Raw genomic sequence first — 18651 nt, 5'->3', positions numbered from 1 at the left:
CTGCGATGAAGGTGCATTCGATAACGGCTCTGGCAGGTCTTGCGGCGCTGGGGGTGGCACCCTTGCTGGCCCAGTCGGCAGAGCAGGTGCTGGCCGATCCTGACGCCACCGCGCAGGGCGATGTCTCCGTCACCATCTACAACAACGACCAGGCGCTGGTGCAGGACGTGCGGCAGCTGGCCATAGGTGCCGGTCGAAGCCGGATCGAGTTTCCGGACGTATCTGCGCGCATCCGGCCCGAAACGCTCAGCTTCGCGGCGGCGGGTGCCGGCATCGTCGAGCAGAATTTCGACTTCGACTTGCTGACCCCGACCAAGCTGATGGAAAAGGCCATCGGCCAGACCATCACGCTGATCCGCACCAACCCCGCGACCGGCGCTGAGACGCGCGAGCGGGCGACTGTGCTCTCCACCGCCGGCGGTGTGGTGGTGAAGATCGGCGACCGCATCGAGGTGCTGCGCGACGACGGCCTGCCGGTTCGCGCCATCTTCGACCGCGTGCCGACCAATTTGCGCGCACGCCCGACCCTTTCGGTCACGGTCGAAAGCGACCGCAGCGGGACGCGTCCGGCCTCGATCCGCTATCTCACGCCCGGCCTTGGCTGGAGCGCGGATTACGTCGCGCTGTTCGACGAGCAGCGCGGAACCGTGGACATGCAGGGCTGGGTGACGCTGACCAACCAGACCGGCACGACCTTCCATCGGGCGGACACGCTGCTCGTCGCCGGAAGCCCGGCAGGCGGAAACAACGGCAATTACAATCCGCGCCGCCGCCCGTCGCCGCCTCCGCCGCCCAACGCCATGCGCCCCGGCACGGAAACGGCGAACCGCGAGCAGTTGGGCGATTTCTACCTCTATCCGCTGTCCGAGCGTACAACGATCGCCAACCAGCAAACCAAGCAGGTCAGCTTCCTCGACGTACAGAGCGTGCCTGCCAAGCGGCGGTACGAGCGCACGGTCGACTGGCTGACGAACGACGCCCGTTCGATCAATGTCGCCAGCCAGTTGCAGTTCAGCACCAGCCGCGACCAGGGGCTGGGCGATGCGCTTCCCGCAGGCACGGTCCGTTTCTACCAGCGCGATGCGCAGGGGAACCCGCAGTTCATCGGCGAAAGCGGCATCGGCCACACGCCCATGGGCAGCCAGCTGACCCTGCAGACGGGCGATGCTTTCGACGTGCTCGTCCTTGCCGAAGTCGTCGAGCGCGAGAAGATCACCTCGGCCGAATTCGAAAAGTCCGCGCGCTACCGCGTGATCGAGAACGGCAAGGTCATCCGCGATGTCGAAGTGGAGGAGGCCAAGGAATTCTGGCGCACGACCATGCGCTACACCATCACCAACGCCAAGCCCGTCCCGGTCGAGGTCGAGCTGTCGCAGGCGGGCCTCTATCGCGGATGGTGGTCGGAGGACTACCGCGTCATTTCCGAGGACATTCAGGGTCGCCGGTCCGGCCTCGACCGCCGCGAATGGACCGTGCCGGTCGCCGCCAACAGCAAGCGCGAAATCACCGTGACCTACGAGGCGCGCTTCTGAGGACATCGCGATGAAGCGCATCCTCATCGGACTGGCGGCATTCGCGGCATCCGTCGCGGCTCCCGCTGCCGCGCGCGAGGCGGTCGATGCCTCGAAACCGCAGAGCCTTGCGGTGACGGTCTACCGCGATCCCGGCCGGGACCAGGAAAGCCGGATGAACCGCGACTGGCCTGAAGGCTTCGCCATGATCAGCGAGGTGCGGACCGTCACTCTGCCCAAGGGCGTCTCGACCATCCGCTTTACAGGCGTTGCAGAGGGCATGGTGGCGGTGAGCGCCATCGTCACCGGCCTGCCCGGCGGCACGATCGAGAAGAACCGCAATGCCGAACTGCTGAGCCCGGCCGCGCTGGTCGACCGCTCGCTCGGTAACCGTGTCACCATCACGCGGACAGATCCAGCCACCGGTATCGCGCGCTCCGAAGATGCCATCGTCAGGACGCGGGCGGATGGCGGCCTGGTGCTGCAGACACAGCAAGGGTACGAGGCGGTGCGTTGTTCGGGCCTTCCGGAAAAGCTCGTCTTCGACCGCGTCCCGTCCGGCCTTTCCCCGGACCCCGTGTTTTCCATCGATACGCGGAGCGAAGAGGGGGGCACCTATACGGTGACACTGTCCTACCTTGCATGGGGCTTCGACTGGGAAGCGAACTACGTCGCGCGCCTCCAGGAAGCAAAGCGCGACGGCACGCTGCGGATGGAGCTGCTGTCCTGGCTCACCATCCTCAACGACAACAACCAGAGCTTTCCCGATGCCGACCTGATGGCGGTGGCCGGCACGCTCAATATCGAGAGCGACTTCGACGAATTGTCGGAAGAACCGGTGGCCAATCCCTTGCGGCTGACCTGCTATCCCTTCGGCAGCACGGCACGCGGTAGTCCGGTCGCCTATCCGCCGCCACCGCCACCACCTCCGCCGCCGGCTCCGGCCACGATGATGTACGACAGCGCCAACGCGATCGTCGTCACCGGGGCTCGGGTGCAGAAGGTCATGGCGGAAGCGGCCGCGCCGGTCGCCGTGATCGCTGCCGAGGAGGCGCTGGGCGACCTCAAGCTGTATCGCATTCCGGAACCGGTCACCGTGTCGGCGCAAGGCCAGAAGCAGATCGCCTTCCTCGAGAAAGACGCGGTCGAGGTGCGTTTCGTTTACCGGGTCTCTTGCGATTATGGCGAGGTCGATGCCTATGACGAGGTCGAGTATTTCGATCCCGTCCCGATGCTGCTGGTGACAGCCAACGAGGAAGCGAAGGGGCTGGGCCAGTCGCTGCCGATGGGCGGTATGGCGATCTATGAAACTACTGCGGCAGGCGACCTGCTCGTCGCCGAAACCCGCCTGCGCGATTTCGCCCTGTCGGAAGTTATCGAGCTGGAGCTCGGTGCGAGTTCGCAGGTCTTCGCCCAGTGCGGCCACGTGGACGACGACGAGCTGGACGATGGAAATCGCTGGATCCGCAAGCGGGCGCAGGTATCCAATGCCAACGATGCGCCGGTGACCGTCAGGCTCGATCTCGGCATGGCCGGCTACACCAGGCTGCGGAATTTGTCGGGCACGAAGATCAAGGACGGGCGGGTGATCTACGAGTTCGAAGTGCCCGCGAATTCACGCCGCGCCGTGCGTTACCGGGAGCGGCAGGACTAAGCGTAAAATCTAGACTGGCAAAAAAATTTCGTTCCACTCTTGTTCTTATGGAACAAAGTGGGTACACCCTGTTGTGTTGAAGAGTCACGAACGGCTCTGGAAATACGAAAGGGGTATGTGTCATGGCGGCCAGTCTGAAGCTCGTGGAAGGAAAACAAGTGGACGCAGATCGCCAGAAGGCATTGGACGCAGCTCTCGCGCAGATCGATCGCGCATTCGGTAAAGGCTCGGCGATGAAGCTGGGCCAGAAGGAAGCCATGAACGTGGAGGTCATCTCCACCGGCTCGCTCGGCCTCGACATCGCGCTCGGCGTGGGCGGCCTCCCGAAAGGCCGCGTGATCGAAGTGTACGGTCCGGAAAGCTCGGGCAAGACGACGCTTGCGCTGCATGTCATCGCCGAAGCGCAGAAGGCCGGCGGCACTGCCGCTTTCGTCGACGCCGAACATGCCCTCGACCCCGTTTACGCCAAGAAGCTGGGCGTCGACATCGACGAACTGATCGTCTCGCAGCCCGATACCGGCGAACAGGCGCTGGAAATCACCGACACGCTGGTACGTTCCAACGCGATCGACGTGCTGGTGGTCGACTCGGTCGCAGCTCTCGTGCCGCGCGCCGAAATCGAAGGCGAGATGGGTGACAGCCACGTCGGCCTCCAGGCCCGCCTCATGTCCCAGTCGCTGCGCAAGCTGACCGGTTCGATCAACCGCTCCAAGTGCATGGTGATCTTCATCAACCAGCTGCGCATGAAGATCGGCGTGATGTACGGCAATCCGGAAACCACGACGGGCGGCAATGCGCTCAAGTTCTATGCATCGGTCCGTCTCGACATTCGCCGCACCGGCCAGATCAAGGATCGTGACGATATCATCGGCAACTCGACCCGCGTGAAGGTGGTCAAGAACAAGGTTGCCCCCCCGTTCAAGCAGGTCGAATTCGACATCATGTACGGCGAAGGCATTTCCAAGATCGGCGAGATCCTCGATCTCGGCGTGAAGGCCGGCGTCGTCGAGAAGTCGGGTAGCTGGTTCAGCTACGACAGCGTTCGCATCGGCCAGGGCCGCGAGAACGCCAAGACCTTCCTGAAGGAAAACCCCGAGATGTGTGCCAAGTTGGAAGCCGCCATTCGCGGCAAAACCGACGAGGTCGCCGAGGAAATGATGACCGGTCCGGACGCGGACGACTGATCCTCACTCCTCGAAGCGGGAGCGCGGGCGGCGCTTCAACCCCTGCCGCCAGCAAGCCGGACTGTCCCCCGGTGCTCCCGATGAAACGGAAAGCCGGTGCGCGCGCCCATTCCAAGGCTGCCGCACCGGCTTTTCCGTATCCGCCTATGGTAATGGACCTGCCACGGGCGTAGGCAGGCTGCCGTAACCAGCAGGAGCAGTGCATGACCATCATCGTCCACCATCTCAACAACAGCCGTTCGCAGCGCATTCTCTGGCTGCTCGAAGAGCTGGGTGCGGATTATGAGATCAAGGCCTACCAGCGTGATGCGGAAACCAATCTCGCTCCGCCCGAACTCAAGGGCGTGCACCCGCTCGGCAAATCGCCGGTCATCGAGGACGACGGGCGGATGGTCTCCGAAAGCGGTGCCATCATCGAATACCTCTGCGCCCGGCACGGCGGCGAGGCCTGGCTGCCTGCGCAGGGATCGGATGAGTGGGTGGACCATCTGGAATGGATGCAGTTCGGCGAGAGTTCCTTCTTCGTGCCGGTCATGCTCAAGATCTATGCAGGCCGTCTGGGTGAAGCGGCGGCACCGCTGATGCCGCGCGTGGACGAACAACTGGCTGCACACATCGATTTCGCGGAACAGAATATCTCCGACGATCTCCATTTCGTGGGCAACGACTGGAGCGCCGCCGATGTCATGATGAGCTTCCCGGCGGAAATCGCCGTCATGCAGGGCTACGGCGAGCGCGCGCCCAAACTCGCGCGTTTCGTCGAGGCGATCCATGCGCGCCCGGCTTGGCTGCGTGCCCGTGAGCGGGGCGGGGCCTATTTCGTCTGGTAGGCTCCCGGAACTGCACCGGCCTTGCAATCCGGCGGGCCGAGCCTCTACATGCGCCCCGACCGAACGGCATCCGCCGTCGCCTTCAACACGGGTAACAAGATGAAGATTGCAGTTTTCGGGCTCGGCTATGTCGGGCTGTCAAACGCCATCATGCTCGCCCAGCACAACACTGTCGTCGGCTGTGATGTTTCTTCCGATCGCGTGGCGATGCTCCGGGATGGAAAGTCGCCGATCCAGGACGCATTGGTGCAGCAGTACCTGTCCGAAGCCGACCTCGACCTGACCTTCACGACCGATTTTGCCGAAACCGTCGCAGGGGCGGAGTTCGCCATCGTGGCCGTGCCGACCAATTACGATGTCGATACGAACTTCTTCGACACATCCGCAGTCGATTCCGTGATCGAGACCGTGCTGGCGGCAAATGACCGCACGGTGATCGTGATCAAGTCGACGATCCCGGTGGGTTACGTTTCCTCCGCTCGCGAACGCTTCGGCAGCGACCGGATCATGTTCAGCCCCGAGTTCCTCCGCGAAGGGCAGGCGCTGCACGACAATCTCCATCCTTCGCGGATCATCGTGGGTGAACGTTCGGAGCGGGGCCAGCGTTTTGCCGACCTCCTGCTCCAGCCCGCGCTCGACGACGATGTGCCGGTCCTTCTGACCGATGCCGACGAGGCCGAGGCGATCAAGCTGTTCGCCAACACCTACCTTGCCATGCGCGTCGCTTTCTTCAACGAGCTCGACAGCTACGCCCTGTCCCGCGGCCTCGACACGCGCCAGATCATCGAGGGAATCGGGCACGATCCGCGCATCGGTTCGCACTACAACAATCCTTCCTTCGGCTACGGTGGCTATTGCCTGCCGAAGGACACCAAGCAGCTCCTCGCCAATTACAGCGAAGTACCGCAGAACCTCATCCGCGCGATCGTCGATGCCAACCGGACCCGGAAGGATTTCCTCGCCGACCGCATAATCGAGAAGAACCCGGCGAAAGTCGGCGTTTTCCGTCTTGTGATGAAGGCGGGATCGGACAATTTCCGCCAGTCCTCGATCCAGGGAATCATGAAACGGATCAAGGCCAAGGGTATCGAGGTCATCGTCTACGAGCCAGTGATGGAGGAGGACAGCTTCTTCGGTTCGCGCGTGGAACGCGACCTATCAAGGTTCAAGGCCGATGCCGACGTAATCATCGCCAACCGCCTCGATCCCGAACTCGCCGATGTGAGCGACAAGGTCTTCACCCGCGACCTGTTCGGAGCCGATTGATGGGCGAAGCGCGCACTGCGCTGGTCACCGGTGCTGCAGGGTTTATCGGCTACTTCACGTGCAAGCGCCTGCTGGCGGACGGCTTCCGCGTCGTCGGCATCGATTCCCTCAGCGACTATTACGACCCGCAGCTCAAGCGCCGGCGGCAGGCCGAACTGCTGCAGAATGCCGGTTTCCGGATCGAAAACGAACCGATCGAGACGCCCGGCCTGCTGATTCAGATGTTCGCGGACGAAAAACCCGACGTGGTTGTCCATCTCGCCGCGCAGGCAGGTGTGCGCTACTCGATCGAGAACCCCCGATCGTACCTGGAAAGCAATCTGGTCGGTACATTCGAGTTGCTCGAAGCGGCACGCGCTCACCCGCCGCAGCACATGCTGCTCGCCTCGACGTCCTCGGCCTACGGGTCGAACGAGGAAATGCCCTATCGCGAGACGATGAAGACGGACCATCAGATGTCCTTCTATGCGGCGACCAAGAAGGCAAACGAGGCGATGGCGCATTCCTACGCCCACCTTTTCGCCCTGCCGGTCACCATGTTCCGCTTCTTCACCGTTTACGGTCCGTGGGGCCGCCCGGACATGGCGCTGTTCAAGTTCACCAAGGCGATGCTGAACGGGGATCCGATCGACGTGTACAATCACGGCGAGATGATGCGCGACTTCACCTATGTAGAAGACCTCGTAGAGGCGATCCGCCGCCTGATCGATACTCCGCCGGTGCGTCCCGAAAACCGTGATGACATTGCGGAAGGCGACAGCCTTTCACCCGTCGCACCATGGCGGGTCGTCAACATCGGCAATTCGCAGCCGGTCCAGCTGGGCGAGATGATCGCGGCGGTCGAAGACGCACTGGGCATCGAGGCGAAGCGGAACCTGATGCCGATGCAGCCGGGCGATGTCCCTGCGACATGGGCCGATGCGGAATTGCTGAGATCGCTCACCGGTTACGTACCGCAAACCGATATCCGGGAAGGTGTCCGCCGCTTCACCGACTGGTATCGCGATTATTACCGGGCCTAGGCGATGACGGACCGTTCGGACTGGGAAGGGCGCGTCGGGCGCAGCTGGGCCGATGAATGGCGCCGGACCGACCGGAGTTTCGGCGTACTGACGGACAGGCTGGTCGAGGTTGCCACGCGGGAGGCGTTCAGCCTTGCGCTCGATATCGGTTGCGGGGCCGGGGAAACCTCGCTCAGACTGGCCGATGCCCGCCGTGAAGCGCGCGTGATCGGCATCGATATCAGCGAAGACCTGCTGGCCATGGCGCGCGAGCGGGTCGGCGGTCGTGCCCATGTCGAATTCCGGTTCGCAGATGCCTCGAAGTGGACGGCGAGCGGGCAGAAACGGCCCGATCTCGTCCTGTCGCGCCACGGCGTGATGTTCTTCGGCCAGCCGGAAGCAGCCTTTGCACATATCCGGTCGCAGGCCGAAGAGGGATGCCGCCTCGTCTTTTCGTGCTTCCGGGCACGATCCGCGAACGAATGGGCGATGAAGCTGGTGAACGTAGTTGCGGGCAACGCGTCGCCGCCTTCCGACCCCCGTGCGCCCGGTCCCTTCGCGTTTGGCGATGCGGAATACGTGGAGCAGGTTCTTTCGTCCGCGCGCTGGAGCGACATCGGTTTCGAGGCGGTCGATTACCCCATGATCGCGGGCGAGGGGGCCGATGCGGTCGAGGATGCGCTGTCCTACTTCCTCCGCATCGGCCCTGCCGCGGGAGCGATTGCAGCCCTTGACGCTGACGAACGCGCCGCGGCGATCGAGCGTCTGCGCGAATTACTATCCGCGAATTTCGATGGCGAACGGGTAGCTCTCCTCGCCTCCAGCTGGATCGTAACGGCGCGCGCCTGAACTGATCGCAGGCTCTGCACAGTCTGAACGGGCATTCGCGCTTGTCGGTTGCGCGCCGATTGCCTAACTGCGCTCCCATGACGTCGACCAACGAAATCCGCCGCTCTTTCCTCGATTATTTCGCTGCCAACGGGCACGCGGAAATCCAGAGCGCGCCGCTCGTCCCCTTCAGCGATCCGACGCTGATGTTCGTGAACGCCGGGATGGTGCCGTTCAAGAACGCCTTCACGGGCCTCGAAACGCCGCCTGCTCCCCGTGCGACCACCGCGCAGAAGTGCGTGCGTGCCGGCGGCAAGCACAACGATCTCGACAATGTCGGTTACACGGCGCGGCATCACACCTTCTTCGAGATGCTCGGCAATTTCTCGTTCGGCGATTACTTCAAGGAACAGGCGATCGACCATGCCTGGACTCTGCTGACCAAGGAATGGGGGCTGGACAAGGACCGGCTGCTGGTCACCGTCTACCACACCGACGACGAAGCCTTCGACCTGTGGAAGAAGCGCACCGGCTTTGCCGACGACCGCATTATCCGCATCCCGACCAAGGACAATTTCTGGGCCATGGGTTCGGACGGTCCGTGCGGGCCGTGTTCGGAAATCTTCTACGATCACGGTGATCACATCTGGGGCGGCCCTCCCGGATCGCCGGAAGAGGACGGCGATCGTTTCGTCGAGATCTGGAACCTCGTCTTCATGCAGTTCACGCAGGAAAACGACGAGATCGTCGGCGACCTGCCCAAGCCCAGCATCGACACCGGCATGGGGATCGAGCGCGTGGCCGCCGTCATGCAGGGCGTGCACGACAATTACGACACCGACACCTTCAAGGCACTGATCGGCGCGAGCGAAGCGCTCACCGGCGTGAAGGCCGAAGGCGACCAGCAGGCCAGCCACCGCGTGATCGCGGACCATTTGCGCTCGACCAGCTTCCTGCTGGCGGACGGCGTCCTGCCGAGTAATGAAGGGCGCGGCTATGTCCTGCGCCGGATCATGCGTCGCGCCATGCGCCACGCCCACCTGCTCGGCGCAAGCCAGCCGCTGATGCACCGCCTCGTGCCCGAACTGGTGAGCGAGATGGGCGCTGCCTATCCTGAACTCGTCCGCGGTCAGGCGCTGATCCAGGAAGTGCTGGAGCGCGAAGAAACCCAGTTCCGCCGCACGCTCGACAAGGGTCTCAAGCTGCTGGACGAAGCGACCGGCGACATGGGCGAGGGCGGCACGCTCGACGGCGAGACGGCCTTCAAGCTCTACGACACCTACGGCTTCCCCTACGACCTTACCGAGGACGCGCTGCGCAATCGCGGTATCGGCGTCGACAAGGCCGGTTTCGATGCTGCCATGGCGCAGCAGAAAGCGGCTGCGCGGGCTGCATGGAAGGGTTCGGGCGAAGCGGCCAGCGAGGAAGTCTGGTTCGACATCGCCGAGCGCGAAGGCTCGACGGAATTCACCGGCTACAGCTCCGACACGGGCGAGGCCGCAGTGGTCGCGCTGGTCAAGGATGGGCAGGAAGTCGCCAGCGCTGCGGCGGGCGATGAGCTGATCGTCCTTACCAACCAGACACCATTCTATGGCGAAAGCGGCGGCCAGACCGGCGATGCCGGGCGTATCTGGACACCCGAAGGCCTTGAGATCACCGTCAGCACGACCAACAAGCCGCTCGGTCGCCTGCACGCGCATGTCGCCAAGGTGGAAAAGGGCAGCGTGAAGGTCGGCGATGCAGTGCATCTGGAAATCGATGCCGATCGACGCGACCGCATCCGCGCGAACCATTCGGCGACGCACCTCGTCCATGCAGCGCTGCGCAACCGGCTCGGCGACCATGTCACGCAGAAGGGCTCGCTCGTGTCCGACGACCGCTTCCGCTTCGATTTCTCGCATCCCAAGCCGCTTGCAGACGAGGATATTGCGGCGATCGAGGCCGAGGTGAACGCCGAAATCCGCGCCAACGAACGCGTGGGCACGCGCCTCATGTCGCCCGACGATGCGGTCGCAGCAGGCGCGCTCGCGTTGTTCGGCGAGAAGTACGGCGATGAAGTCCGCGTCCTGTCGATGGGCCGCAAGGCCGATGGCGGGAAGAACTACTCGGTCGAACTGTGCGGCGGCACCCATGTGGAAGCCACGGGCGACATCGGCCTGTTCAAGATCGTGTCGGAAAGCGCGGTCAGCTCCGGTGTGCGCCGTATCGAGGCGCTGACCGGCGAAGCGGCGCGCCAGTGGCTTCTCGCCCGTGACGAGGCTGTCCGCGTCATTGCCGGCGCGCTCAAGACCTCGCCTGACGAGGCAGCCGCGCGCGTTTCGGCACTGGTAGAGGAGCGCAAGCGCCTCGAAAAGGAACTCGCCGAAGCCAAACGTGCTCTCGCGCTGGGCGGCGGTGGCAGCGGCGATGCAGGGTCTGCCGACGAAGAGATCGGCGGCGTCGCATTTTCCGGACAGGTGATCGAAGGCCTCAATCCCAAGGACCTGCGCCCCCTGCTGGACGAGGCGAAGAAGCGCCTGGGTTCGGGCGTCGCGGCAATCTGCGCGGTCAATGACGGCAAGGGCGCATTCGCGGTTGCCGTGACCGATGACCTGATCTCTCGCTTCAGTGCGGTCGATTTCGTGCGCGTCGGTGTAGAGGCGCTCGGCGGCAAGGGCGGCGGTGGCCGTCCGGACATGGCGCAGGGCGGCGGGCCGGACGGTTCGAAGGCCGAGGACGCGATTGCCGCGGTGCGAGAGGCGCTGGCCAAAGAAAACGCCTGACGTTTACCACCAGGCGTTACCTATCTCAGCCGGTTCAGGCGGCGGGCGTCTTCTTGGTGACGCCGCTGGAGCCTTGCTCGATATCGTAGCCCTCCGTGTCGCCCGGCTTGCCGCGAAGCTGGTCGGGCGCCTGGTCCTTCAGGGGATCGGCCACGTTCTGCGGCTTGAACTTTTCGCTGTTCGGCGTTGGCTGGGTCGGGTCAGGGTTGCTCATAAGAATTATCTCCTTTCCCGATCAACGCACGGAAAAGGTGAAGGTTCTTGGAAAGTCAGCCTTCCGCCGTGCTCGACCTCAGCTTCGGCTTGTAGGTCAGCGCACCGTCTTCTTCGATCCGCGCACGGAATTCGTCGCGCTTCTCGTGGATGGAGGCAATGACAGGTCCCATGGCGACGCCGATGTCGACCAGCACTGCCTCGGAAAGCTGCAGCGTCGCTTCCAGCGTTTCGGGCACGGCATGGCTGGCGCCTGCACGGTAGAGCTCCGATGCGTGGGCGATGTCGCGGGCACGCGCGACGATCAGCAGGTCCGGATGCTCTGCCCGAAGTTTCGACACGAGACGCTGGGCCAGCACAGGCTCGTCCATGGTCAGGACGACCGCCAGCGCATTGTCGACGCCCAGCCTCCTGAGCGCATCCCCCCGGGCTGCATCGCCGAAGGTCGCCCGATAGCCCTTGCGCTTGGCGCTCTCGATCATGTCGGCATCGGAATCGATCGCGACATAGGGCTTGTCGTGCGCGTCCAGCATCTGGGCAATCAGGCGCCCGACGCGGCCGGCGCCCACGATAATGACGCGCGGTTCGCCCTCGTCTTCGGGCGGCAGTTCGGGGGCGGGTTCGATACGGCGGGCGACCATGCGGCCCAGCCGTGCCAGCAAGGGCGTGATGGTGAGGCCGATGGCCGTCACGATCTGCCAGAACTGCGCCGTGCCGGGCTGGATGAGCAGCGCGCTGCTCGCCGCCGCCAGCACGATCAGCGTCGTTTCCGAAGGACTTGCCATCAGGATGCCGGTTTCCGCCGCCGTGCTGCGACGTGCGCCCATCAGGCGCAGGAGGACGCCGGTAAGCAGTGCCTTGAATACGAGCACGCCAACAACCGCGACGGCGATGATACCGAGGTTTTCCCAGATGGTCCTGAGGTCGATGCTCATGCCCACGGTGATGAGGAAGATACCCAGCGCGAGGCCCTTGAACGGCTCCATGATGGTCTCGACCTCGCCGTGATATTCGGTCTCGGCGATCAGCAGGCCCGCAATCAGTGCGCCCACGATAGGCGACAGGCCGACGGCTGCGGTCGCAAGGCTCGACCCGATGACCACCAGAAGGGCGGCGGCGAGGAACAGTTCGGGGCTCTTGGTCCGGGCTGCCTGCGCGAAAAGGCGGGGCAGGAGGATGCGGCCTGCGATCATCATGACGCCGATCACCAACGCACCTTGCCACAGTGTCTGCAGCAGGCCTTCCCAGCCGTCCGCCTGTGCATTGGGTGCCATTGCGCCGAGGACGAAGATGATCGGTACGATCATGATGTCCTCGAACAGCAGCATCGACAGCGCCGCGCGGCCTACGGGGCTGGAGCTGCCGGAAATCGGCAGGACGATGGCGGTGGACGAGAACGCCAGGGCAAAGCCCAGCGCCAATGCGCCGGTCCAGTACTGGCCCATCATCGCCAGGACCGCCGCGATGCAGATGCCGCCGATCATCAATTCCATCGCGCCGAGGCCGAAGACCAGCTTGCGCAACTGCCACAATCGCTTGAATGACAGTTCGAGGCCGATGGCGAACAGCAGCAAGATGATCCCGAACTCGGCGAATGGCTCCAGCGCCTCGGGATCGGATATCGTGAAATGTTCGAGCAATGGTCGCTCGTAGACCAATTGACCGAGGCCATATGGGCCGACAAGGATGCCGATCAGGATGAAGCCGATGACCGGGGTGATGCGGAAGCGGGTGAAGACCGGAATGACCAGCCCGGCAGCGCCGAGGATCACCAGTGCGTCGGAAATTGCGGGAGAAGCCAGTTCGCCGGATGCCATGGGGGTGTCTTATGGGCTGAAACCCGCTCTGTCATCCGGTTAAGGCGAGATGGATCGAAGCTGTCGTCAGGCAGTTCATGATTTGCTCACATGAAAGACGTAGATTTCCTCCAACCAGGTCGCATCGTGAAAAAATACCCCTCCAGAACGTCCCTTTCGAGGACCGGCGCCGCGATGAGCCTCGTGCTCATGCTGGCTGCGTGCGGCGGTGGAGGAGGAGGGCCGCCGGTATCCGCCCCCAGGCCCGCGCCGTCTCCGACACCGACGCCGACCCCGACCCCGACACCAACGCCGAGCCCCACGCCGACCCCAACTCCGCCACCGAGCGGCTTTGTTACGGCGGAATATGAGCGGTCCGACGGGCCAGCGTTCCATGGGGCGATTACCGCGTGGGAAGCGGGAGCCACAGGCACGGGGTCGGTCATCGCAGTGATCGATACAGGGATCGACAGCGACAGCCCGGAATTTGCCGGACGCATCCACCCCGCATCGCAGGACGTAGCCGGGAACCGCGGGATCGAGGCGGAGGACGATCATGGCACCAATGTGAGCCTGATCGCCGCCGCCGCGCGTAACAACCAGGGCATCGTGGGTATCGCCTTCCAGGCCGACGTCCTGGCCCTGCGCGCCGATGCGCCGGGCACCTGCGCTACCGATACACCAGACGATCCCTCGCTCGGCTGCAGCTTCATCAATCGCGACATCGCGCGCGGGATCGACGTTGCGGTGAATGCGGGTGCGACCGTCATCAACCTTTCGCTTGGCGGAGGAGCGCCCGGGCAGGCGGTGCTCGATGCGGTCGCACGTGCTTCGGCAGCGGGTGTCGTGATCATTGTCGCCTCGGGCAATTCGGGCGACGGGAGCGATCCCGATTTCGACCGGTTCCAGCCGCTGCCATTTGCCTCCGCCATCCGCGATGCTGGGGGGAACAATGTCATCATCGTCGGCTCGGTCGACGAGAGCGGGGCCTTCTCCAGTTTCGCCAATCCGGCAGGCGCGCAGGCAGACTTCTACCTAGCGGCCCGCGGCGAGCGGCTGTGTTGCGTCTACGAGGATGGCCGGATCTTCGTCGGCACAGATGCTAACGGCGATTACGTGGTGCTCTTTTCGGGCACGAGCTTCGCGGCACCGCAGGTGTCGGGCGCGGTGGCGCTGCTCAAGCAAGCCTTCCCCAATCTGACCGGCGCGGAAATCGTCGAACTCCTGCTCGATAGCGCAAGGGACGGGGGCGACCCCGGGACCGATACGACTTTTGGACGCGGCATCCTCGACATTGCGCGGGCATTCCAGCCGGCAGGCGTACTCTCGATTGCCGGAACGCGTCTGGCTGTCTCCAGCGGCCAGCCCGTTGCTGTCGGCTCGCCCGCCATGGGTGATGCACTGTCTGCAAATGGAGGCGTGACCACTGTCGCGACGGACAAGTACGCCCGCGCCTACTCCGTCGACCTCGGTCGGGGGATGCGTGACGGGTTCGAGGACGGCGACCGCCTGAGGGCAGCGCTCGCACCCGGTGGCCGACGCGTGTCGGCCGGCAACGAGCTGCTGGCAATGGGCTTTACCGTTGCGGACCGGTCTGCCGCCAACAGCGGGCTTGAGCCGGTTGCCGAGCTGCTCCTCAGCAGGAATGAGGCTGAAGCAGCACGGGTGCTGGCCGGACGCATTGCAGCGCGCATCTCGCCCAAGCTGCAACTGGGGTTTGCCATCAGGGAAGGCAGCGACGGCCTAGCCGCTCAGCTTGAAGGTAGCGATGCTCCGGCGTTCCTGGTTGCAGGGTCTGGCTCCGCCTCCCCGCTTCAGGCGCGCGATATGCGCACGATTGCAGCGCGCTATGAAATCGACCGCAGCACGGGCCTCAGCCTCTCGATGGAAAGTGGCGATGTGTCGGTATCCTCTGAAGGTCCGCTGCCGGAACCCACGCGCGTCCTGTTCGATCGCAACCGCTACCTCAGAGCCGGTGGACAGCTGGACCGCATCTTCGGCGATCTGCGGGGATCGCTGGGGCTGGACTGGATCCGCGAGGACAGCACCGTCCTTGGCGGCTGGTTCGGCGGTACGCTGGGCGGCGAGGGGGCCGAAACGGTCCTGCTGACCGGAACGCTGGGTTACGATCTTGCGCCGCAATGGACGCTCGCAGGCACCATGCGCCGCGGCTGGACCATGGTCGATACCGCGGGGCTTATCGGTGCGAATTCGCGTCTTGCCACCAGTAGCTGGTCGATCGATCTCGACCGGCGAGGTGTCTTCGGTGCGCAAGATCGCCTCGCCTTCCGCCTCTCGCAACCCCTGAGAGTCGAGAACGGCGGCCTCAACCTGCGCCTGCCGGTTGGGTACGATTACGCCACCGAAAGCGCCCTGTTCGGCGACCGCCTGCTGTCGCTCACGCCCTCATCGCGCGAGATCGTGGGCGAAGCACGCTGGAGCGGCCCGATGGGCTGGGGCTGGGGCGGGGCGTCGCTATTCTACCGCAAGGACCCGTTCCATCGCGCCTATACGAAGCCCGATTACGGGGCCGCCGTCAGCTACCGCGCCACGTTCTGAGGCGTTAACCGCCGCCCGGATGCTTTGGCCCGAGCGGTTCGCGGCGCGGTCGGGGCTTGCCGGGGTGCTTGCCGTCCTCGTCCCACTCGATGCGATAGAGATCGAACCGGCGGTCGGCGAGATTGCGGACGGTGCCTTCGGCGCGCGCCCATGACAGATCGGCGAGGTTGATGTCGCTGATTGTCAGCGTTTCCACGTTCTCGCTGGCTTCTGCCGCAATGCCGTCACGGGCGAAAGGGAAGTCGCAGGGCGTCAGGATGCAGCTCTGCGCGTACTGGATGTCCATGTTGGCGACGTTGGGCAGGTTGCCGACATTGCCCGACAGCACGACGAAACACTGGTTCTCGATCGCGCGAGCCTGGCCGCAATAGCGCACGCGCAAGTAGCCCTGCCGACTGTCGGTACAGAAGGGCACGAAGATGATCCGCGCGCCTTCGTCGGCGAGCCGGCGGCTGAGTTCGGGGAATTCGCTGTCGTAGCAAATCTGCACACCGATCGGGCCGCAGTCCGTCTGGATGACCTCGACCTTGTCGCCGCCCTTGATGTTCCACCAGTACCGCTCGTTCGGAGTGGGGTGGATCTTCTCCTGCGCATGGACCGACCCGTCGCGCAGGCAGACGTACGCGACATTGTGGATGTCGCCATCGTCCATGCGGGTCGGGTGGCTGCCGGCGATGATGTTGATGTTGTAGCGCATCGCCATGTCGGAGATGTCGCTGCGCAGGCGCGGGGTGTATTCCGAAAGCCGCTCGATAGCCTCTACCGGCGACAACTCCTTCTCCTCGAAACTCAGCAGCATGAGTGTGAAGAGTTCGGGAAAGACGATGAAGTCTGCCTCGTAATCGCTTGCAACATCGATGAAATATTCGATGGCCCGCATAAATTCGGCGTAGTCCGCCACAGCGCGGGCTTGCAGCTGGCAGGTGGCCACGCGCACGGCTTCCACACCCCGCGGCAGGCGCTTCTTCACCGGCTGGTCGCGTTCCACATAGGGGTTGCGCCAGACCATCATGACCGCATTGGCCATGCTCGCCTTGTCTTCGGGCAGATAGCCTTCGATGATCCGCTCAGGCTCGAAACCATTGGCGAGCTGGAAGCGCAGGACCGGGTCGTGCAGTTTCCCCTCGACCACCTTTTCGAGGTAATCCTGCGGGCCGTCGACCCTGCGGCGATAGCGGCGGTAGTTCGGCATCCGCCCGGCAAAGACGATCCCAGTCAGGTCCTTCTCTTCCGCCAGCGCGCGGCGCTCTTCATAGAGGCGGCGCCCGATACGCACGCCGCGCACCTTGGGGTCGACGCACATTTCGTAGCCGTAGAGCCAGTCGCCCGTCGGGTCGTGCCGACTGCCGTAGCCGTTGCCGGTAATCTCGTCCCAGTCATGGTCCTGGAATGCGAGCGCTTCCGCGACCTGCATGGTGGCGCAATAGCCCACCACCTCGTCGTCGAGCAGGGCAACGAAACAGCCTTCGCGGAAATTGTTGATCTGGCCGCGGATCTCGCCGTGGGTATAGGCGGGCATGTCTTCGTAGACGCGTCGGACGAGGTCGGCGATGCCGCGAATGTCCTTGATCCTGGCGTTACGCACCTCGAGCCGCTTCTGCCCGAAACGTTCACTGCTGTTGCGGCGCACCGCGCGCTTCTTGATGGGCGTCCTTGCCATGCTCTTCCCGCTTTCCTGCGTCCCGAAACGAAAACGGGGCCGGCATCGAGCCGACCCCGCTTGGTCTAGCCTTGTCTACGAAATGACGTAGCAGGCAATGGGTTTCAGGCCCAGTTGGCCATTTCCTTTTCGAGGTTCTCGACGATCGCCTCGAAGAACTGCTCGGTGGTCATCCAGCTTTGGTCCGGACCGATCAGCAGCGCGAGGTCCTTGGTCATCTTGCCGCTTTCGACGGTCTTGATGCAGACTTCCTCGAGCGTTTCGGCAAAGCGCACCACGTCGGGCGTATTGTCGAACTTGCCGCGGTACATGAGGCCGCGGGTCCAGGCGAAGATGCTGGCGATCGGGTTGGTCGAGGTCGCCTTGCCCTGCTGGTGCTGGCGATAGTGGCGGGTAACGGTGCCGTGCGCGGCTTCCGCTTCCACGGTCTTGCCGTCCGGCGTCATCAGGACCGAGGTCATCAAGCCGAGCGAGCCGAAGCCCTGTGCCACGATGTCCGATTGCACGTCACCGTCATAGTTCTTGCAGGCCCAGACGAACTTGCCGCTCCACTTGAGGGCCGCTGCGACCATGTCGTCGATCAGACGGTGTTCGTAGAAGATGCCGTGCTTGTCGAATTCAGCCTTGAACTCGGCGTCGAAGACTTCCTGGAACAGGTCCTTGAAACGGCCGTCGTACTTCTTGAGGATGGTGTTCTTGGTCGACAGGTACACCGGCCACTTGCGATCAAGACCGTAAGCGAAGCTGGCGCGCGCGAAATCGCGGATGCTGTCGTCGAGGTTGTACATCGCCATGGCGACGCCTGGGCTCTGGAATTCGAACACGTCGAGATCTATGTTCTCGCCGTTCTCGCCTTCGAAGACGAGGCGCAGCTTGCCGGCGCCCGGAATGAGCGTGTCGGTGGCACGGTACTGGTCACCGAAAGCGTGGCGGCCGACGACGATGGGATCGGTCCAGCCGGGCACGAGGCGCGGCACGTTGTCGATCACGATCGGTTCGCGGAAGACCACGCCGCCGAGGATGTTGCGGATGGTGCCATTGGGCGAACGCCACATGCTCTTGAGGTTGAATTCCTCGACGCGAGCTTCGTCCGGAGTGATCGTGGCGCACTTCACGCCGACGCCGTGTTCCTTGATCGCGTTGGCCGCATCGACGGTGATCTGGTCGTCCGTCTCGTCGCGCTTCTCGATCGAGAGGTCGTAATACTTCAGGTCGATGTCGAGATACGGAAGGATCAGCCGCTCGCGGATCCACTTCCAGATGATCTTCGTCATTTCGTCGCCGTCGAGTTCGACGACCGGGTTGGCTACCTTGATCTTGGCCATGGGTTTCCTGTCAGTTCGAATGGATTTGCGCGCGCTTTAGCAGAGGTGTGGCCGAGGGCAAG

General features: G+C 63.8%; 13 protein-coding genes. 9 read left to right on the top strand and 4 right to left on the bottom strand.

The genetic code is table 11. The features are described from left to right. Positions 1 to 5: 5 nt before the first annotated feature. From LC083_RS00160 to alaS, 8 genes are all read left to right on the top strand, one after another. On the top strand, positions 6 to 1532 hold the full coding sequence (locus tag LC083_RS00160) for a DUF4139 domain-containing protein (protein ID WP_226698698.1): 1527 nt from the start codon (positions 6 to 8) through the stop codon (positions 1530 to 1532). Positions 1533 to 1542: 10 nt separating this feature from the next. Then, positions 1543 to 3165 (top strand): DUF4139 domain-containing protein, encoded by a 1623-nt coding sequence (locus tag LC083_RS00155; RefSeq protein ID WP_226698697.1) that lies wholly within the window; start codon positions 1543 to 1545, stop codon positions 3163 to 3165. A 122-nt stretch (positions 3166 to 3287) separates the two neighbouring features. Then, positions 3288 to 4349: a recombinase RecA gene (gene recA / locus LC083_RS00150; RefSeq protein WP_160607250.1), complete on the top strand. Its 1062-nt coding sequence runs from the start codon at positions 3288 to 3290 to the stop codon at positions 4347 to 4349. Positions 4350 to 4552: 203 nt separating this feature from the next. Beyond that, complete coding sequence (locus LC083_RS00145) at positions 4553 to 5179, top strand: glutathione S-transferase family protein (protein WP_226698696.1); 627 nt, start codon at positions 4553 to 4555, stop codon at positions 5177 to 5179. A 99-nt stretch (positions 5180 to 5278) separates the two neighbouring features. Next, positions 5279 to 6445, top strand: a complete 1167-nt coding sequence (locus LC083_RS00140) for a nucleotide sugar dehydrogenase (protein WP_226698695.1) — start codon at positions 5279 to 5281, stop codon at positions 6443 to 6445. Next, a complete protein-coding gene (locus LC083_RS00135) occupies positions 6445 to 7467 on the top strand; it encodes an NAD-dependent epimerase/dehydratase family protein (RefSeq protein WP_226698694.1) in 1023 nt (340 codons plus the stop codon). Before LC083_RS00140 ends, LC083_RS00135 begins: the two co-directional genes overlap by 1 nt. A 3-nt stretch (positions 7468 to 7470) precedes the next feature. Next, a complete protein-coding gene (locus tag LC083_RS00130; RefSeq protein WP_226698693.1) occupies positions 7471 to 8295 on the top strand; it encodes a class I SAM-dependent methyltransferase in 825 nt (274 codons plus the stop codon). Between the two features lie 77 nt (positions 8296 to 8372). Continuing rightward, positions 8373 to 11036 (top strand): alanine--tRNA ligase, encoded by a 2664-nt coding sequence (gene alaS / locus LC083_RS00125; protein ID WP_226698692.1) that lies wholly within the window; start codon positions 8373 to 8375, stop codon positions 11034 to 11036. Between the two features lie 34 nt (positions 11037 to 11070). On the opposite strand, the gene LC083_RS00120 is transcribed toward alaS, so the two are convergent. Together LC083_RS00120 and LC083_RS00115 are read right to left on the bottom strand one after the other, a co-directional pair. Then, positions 11071 to 11250 (bottom strand): hypothetical protein, encoded by a 180-nt coding sequence (locus tag LC083_RS00120; RefSeq protein WP_226698691.1) that lies wholly within the window; start codon positions 11248 to 11250, stop codon positions 11071 to 11073. Positions 11251 to 11305: 55 nt separating this feature from the next. Next, a complete protein-coding gene (locus LC083_RS00115; protein WP_226698690.1) occupies positions 11306 to 13066 on the bottom strand; it encodes a cation:proton antiporter in 1761 nt (586 codons plus the stop codon). 174 nt (positions 13067 to 13240) lie between these two features. On the opposite strand from LC083_RS00115, the gene LC083_RS00110 reads away from it, so the two are divergent. Next, positions 13241 to 15604, top strand: coding sequence for a S8 family peptidase (locus LC083_RS00110; RefSeq protein WP_226698689.1), 2364 nt, complete (start codon positions 13241 to 13243; stop codon positions 15602 to 15604). A gap of 4 nt (positions 15605 to 15608) precedes the next feature. On the opposite strand, the gene LC083_RS00105 is transcribed toward LC083_RS00110, so the two are convergent. Together LC083_RS00105 and LC083_RS00100 are read right to left on the bottom strand one after the other, a co-directional pair. Then, positions 15609 to 17264, bottom strand: a complete 1656-nt coding sequence (locus tag LC083_RS00105) for a carbon-nitrogen hydrolase family protein (protein ID WP_226698688.1) — start codon at positions 17262 to 17264, stop codon at positions 15609 to 15611. A 104-nt stretch (positions 17265 to 17368) separates the two neighbouring features. Further along, entirely contained in the window at positions 17369 to 18589 is a 1221-nt protein-coding gene (locus LC083_RS00100) for an NADP-dependent isocitrate dehydrogenase (protein ID WP_226698687.1), read from the bottom strand. Positions 18590 to 18651 lie beyond the last annotated feature (62 nt).

It is taken from the genome of Qipengyuania gaetbuli, from assembly GCF_020524765.1.
Classification (GTDB): domain Bacteria; phylum Pseudomonadota; class Alphaproteobacteria; order Sphingomonadales; family Sphingomonadaceae; genus Qipengyuania; species Qipengyuania gaetbuli_A.
The sequence above is the reverse complement of the archived record's forward strand: the minus strand, read 5'-3'. Positions and strand labels throughout refer to the sequence as shown.

Coding starts and splice junctions, on each gene's coding strand:
- LC083_RS00160 (WP_226698698.1), top strand. CDS start 6: ATGAAGGTGCATTCGATAACGGCTCTGGCAGGTCTTGCGGCGCTGGGG.
- LC083_RS00155 (WP_226698697.1), top strand. CDS start 1,543: ATGAAGCGCATCCTCATCGGACTGGCGGCATTCGCGGCATCCGTCGCG.
- recA (WP_160607250.1), top strand. CDS start 3,288: ATGGCGGCCAGTCTGAAGCTCGTGGAAGGAAAACAAGTGGACGCAGAT.
- LC083_RS00145 (WP_226698696.1), top strand. CDS start 4,553: ATGACCATCATCGTCCACCATCTCAACAACAGCCGTTCGCAGCGCATT.
- LC083_RS00140 (WP_226698695.1), top strand. CDS start 5,279: ATGAAGATTGCAGTTTTCGGGCTCGGCTATGTCGGGCTGTCAAACGCC.
- LC083_RS00135 (WP_226698694.1), top strand. CDS start 6,445: ATGGGCGAAGCGCGCACTGCGCTGGTCACCGGTGCTGCAGGGTTTATC.
- LC083_RS00130 (WP_226698693.1), top strand. CDS start 7,471: ATGACGGACCGTTCGGACTGGGAAGGGCGCGTCGGGCGCAGCTGGGCC.
- alaS (WP_226698692.1), top strand. CDS start 8,373: ATGACGTCGACCAACGAAATCCGCCGCTCTTTCCTCGATTATTTCGCT.
- LC083_RS00120 (WP_226698691.1), bottom strand. CDS start 11,250: ATGAGCAACCCTGACCCGACCCAGCCAACGCCGAACAGCGAAAAGTTC.
- LC083_RS00115 (WP_226698690.1), bottom strand. CDS start 13,066: ATGGCATCCGGCGAACTGGCTTCTCCCGCAATTTCCGACGCACTGGTG.
- LC083_RS00110 (WP_226698689.1), top strand. CDS start 13,241: ATGAGCCTCGTGCTCATGCTGGCTGCGTGCGGCGGTGGAGGAGGAGGG.
- LC083_RS00105 (WP_226698688.1), bottom strand. CDS start 17,264: ATGGCAAGGACGCCCATCAAGAAGCGCGCGGTGCGCCGCAACAGCAGT.
- LC083_RS00100 (WP_226698687.1), bottom strand. CDS start 18,589: ATGGCCAAGATCAAGGTAGCCAACCCGGTCGTCGAACTCGACGGCGAC.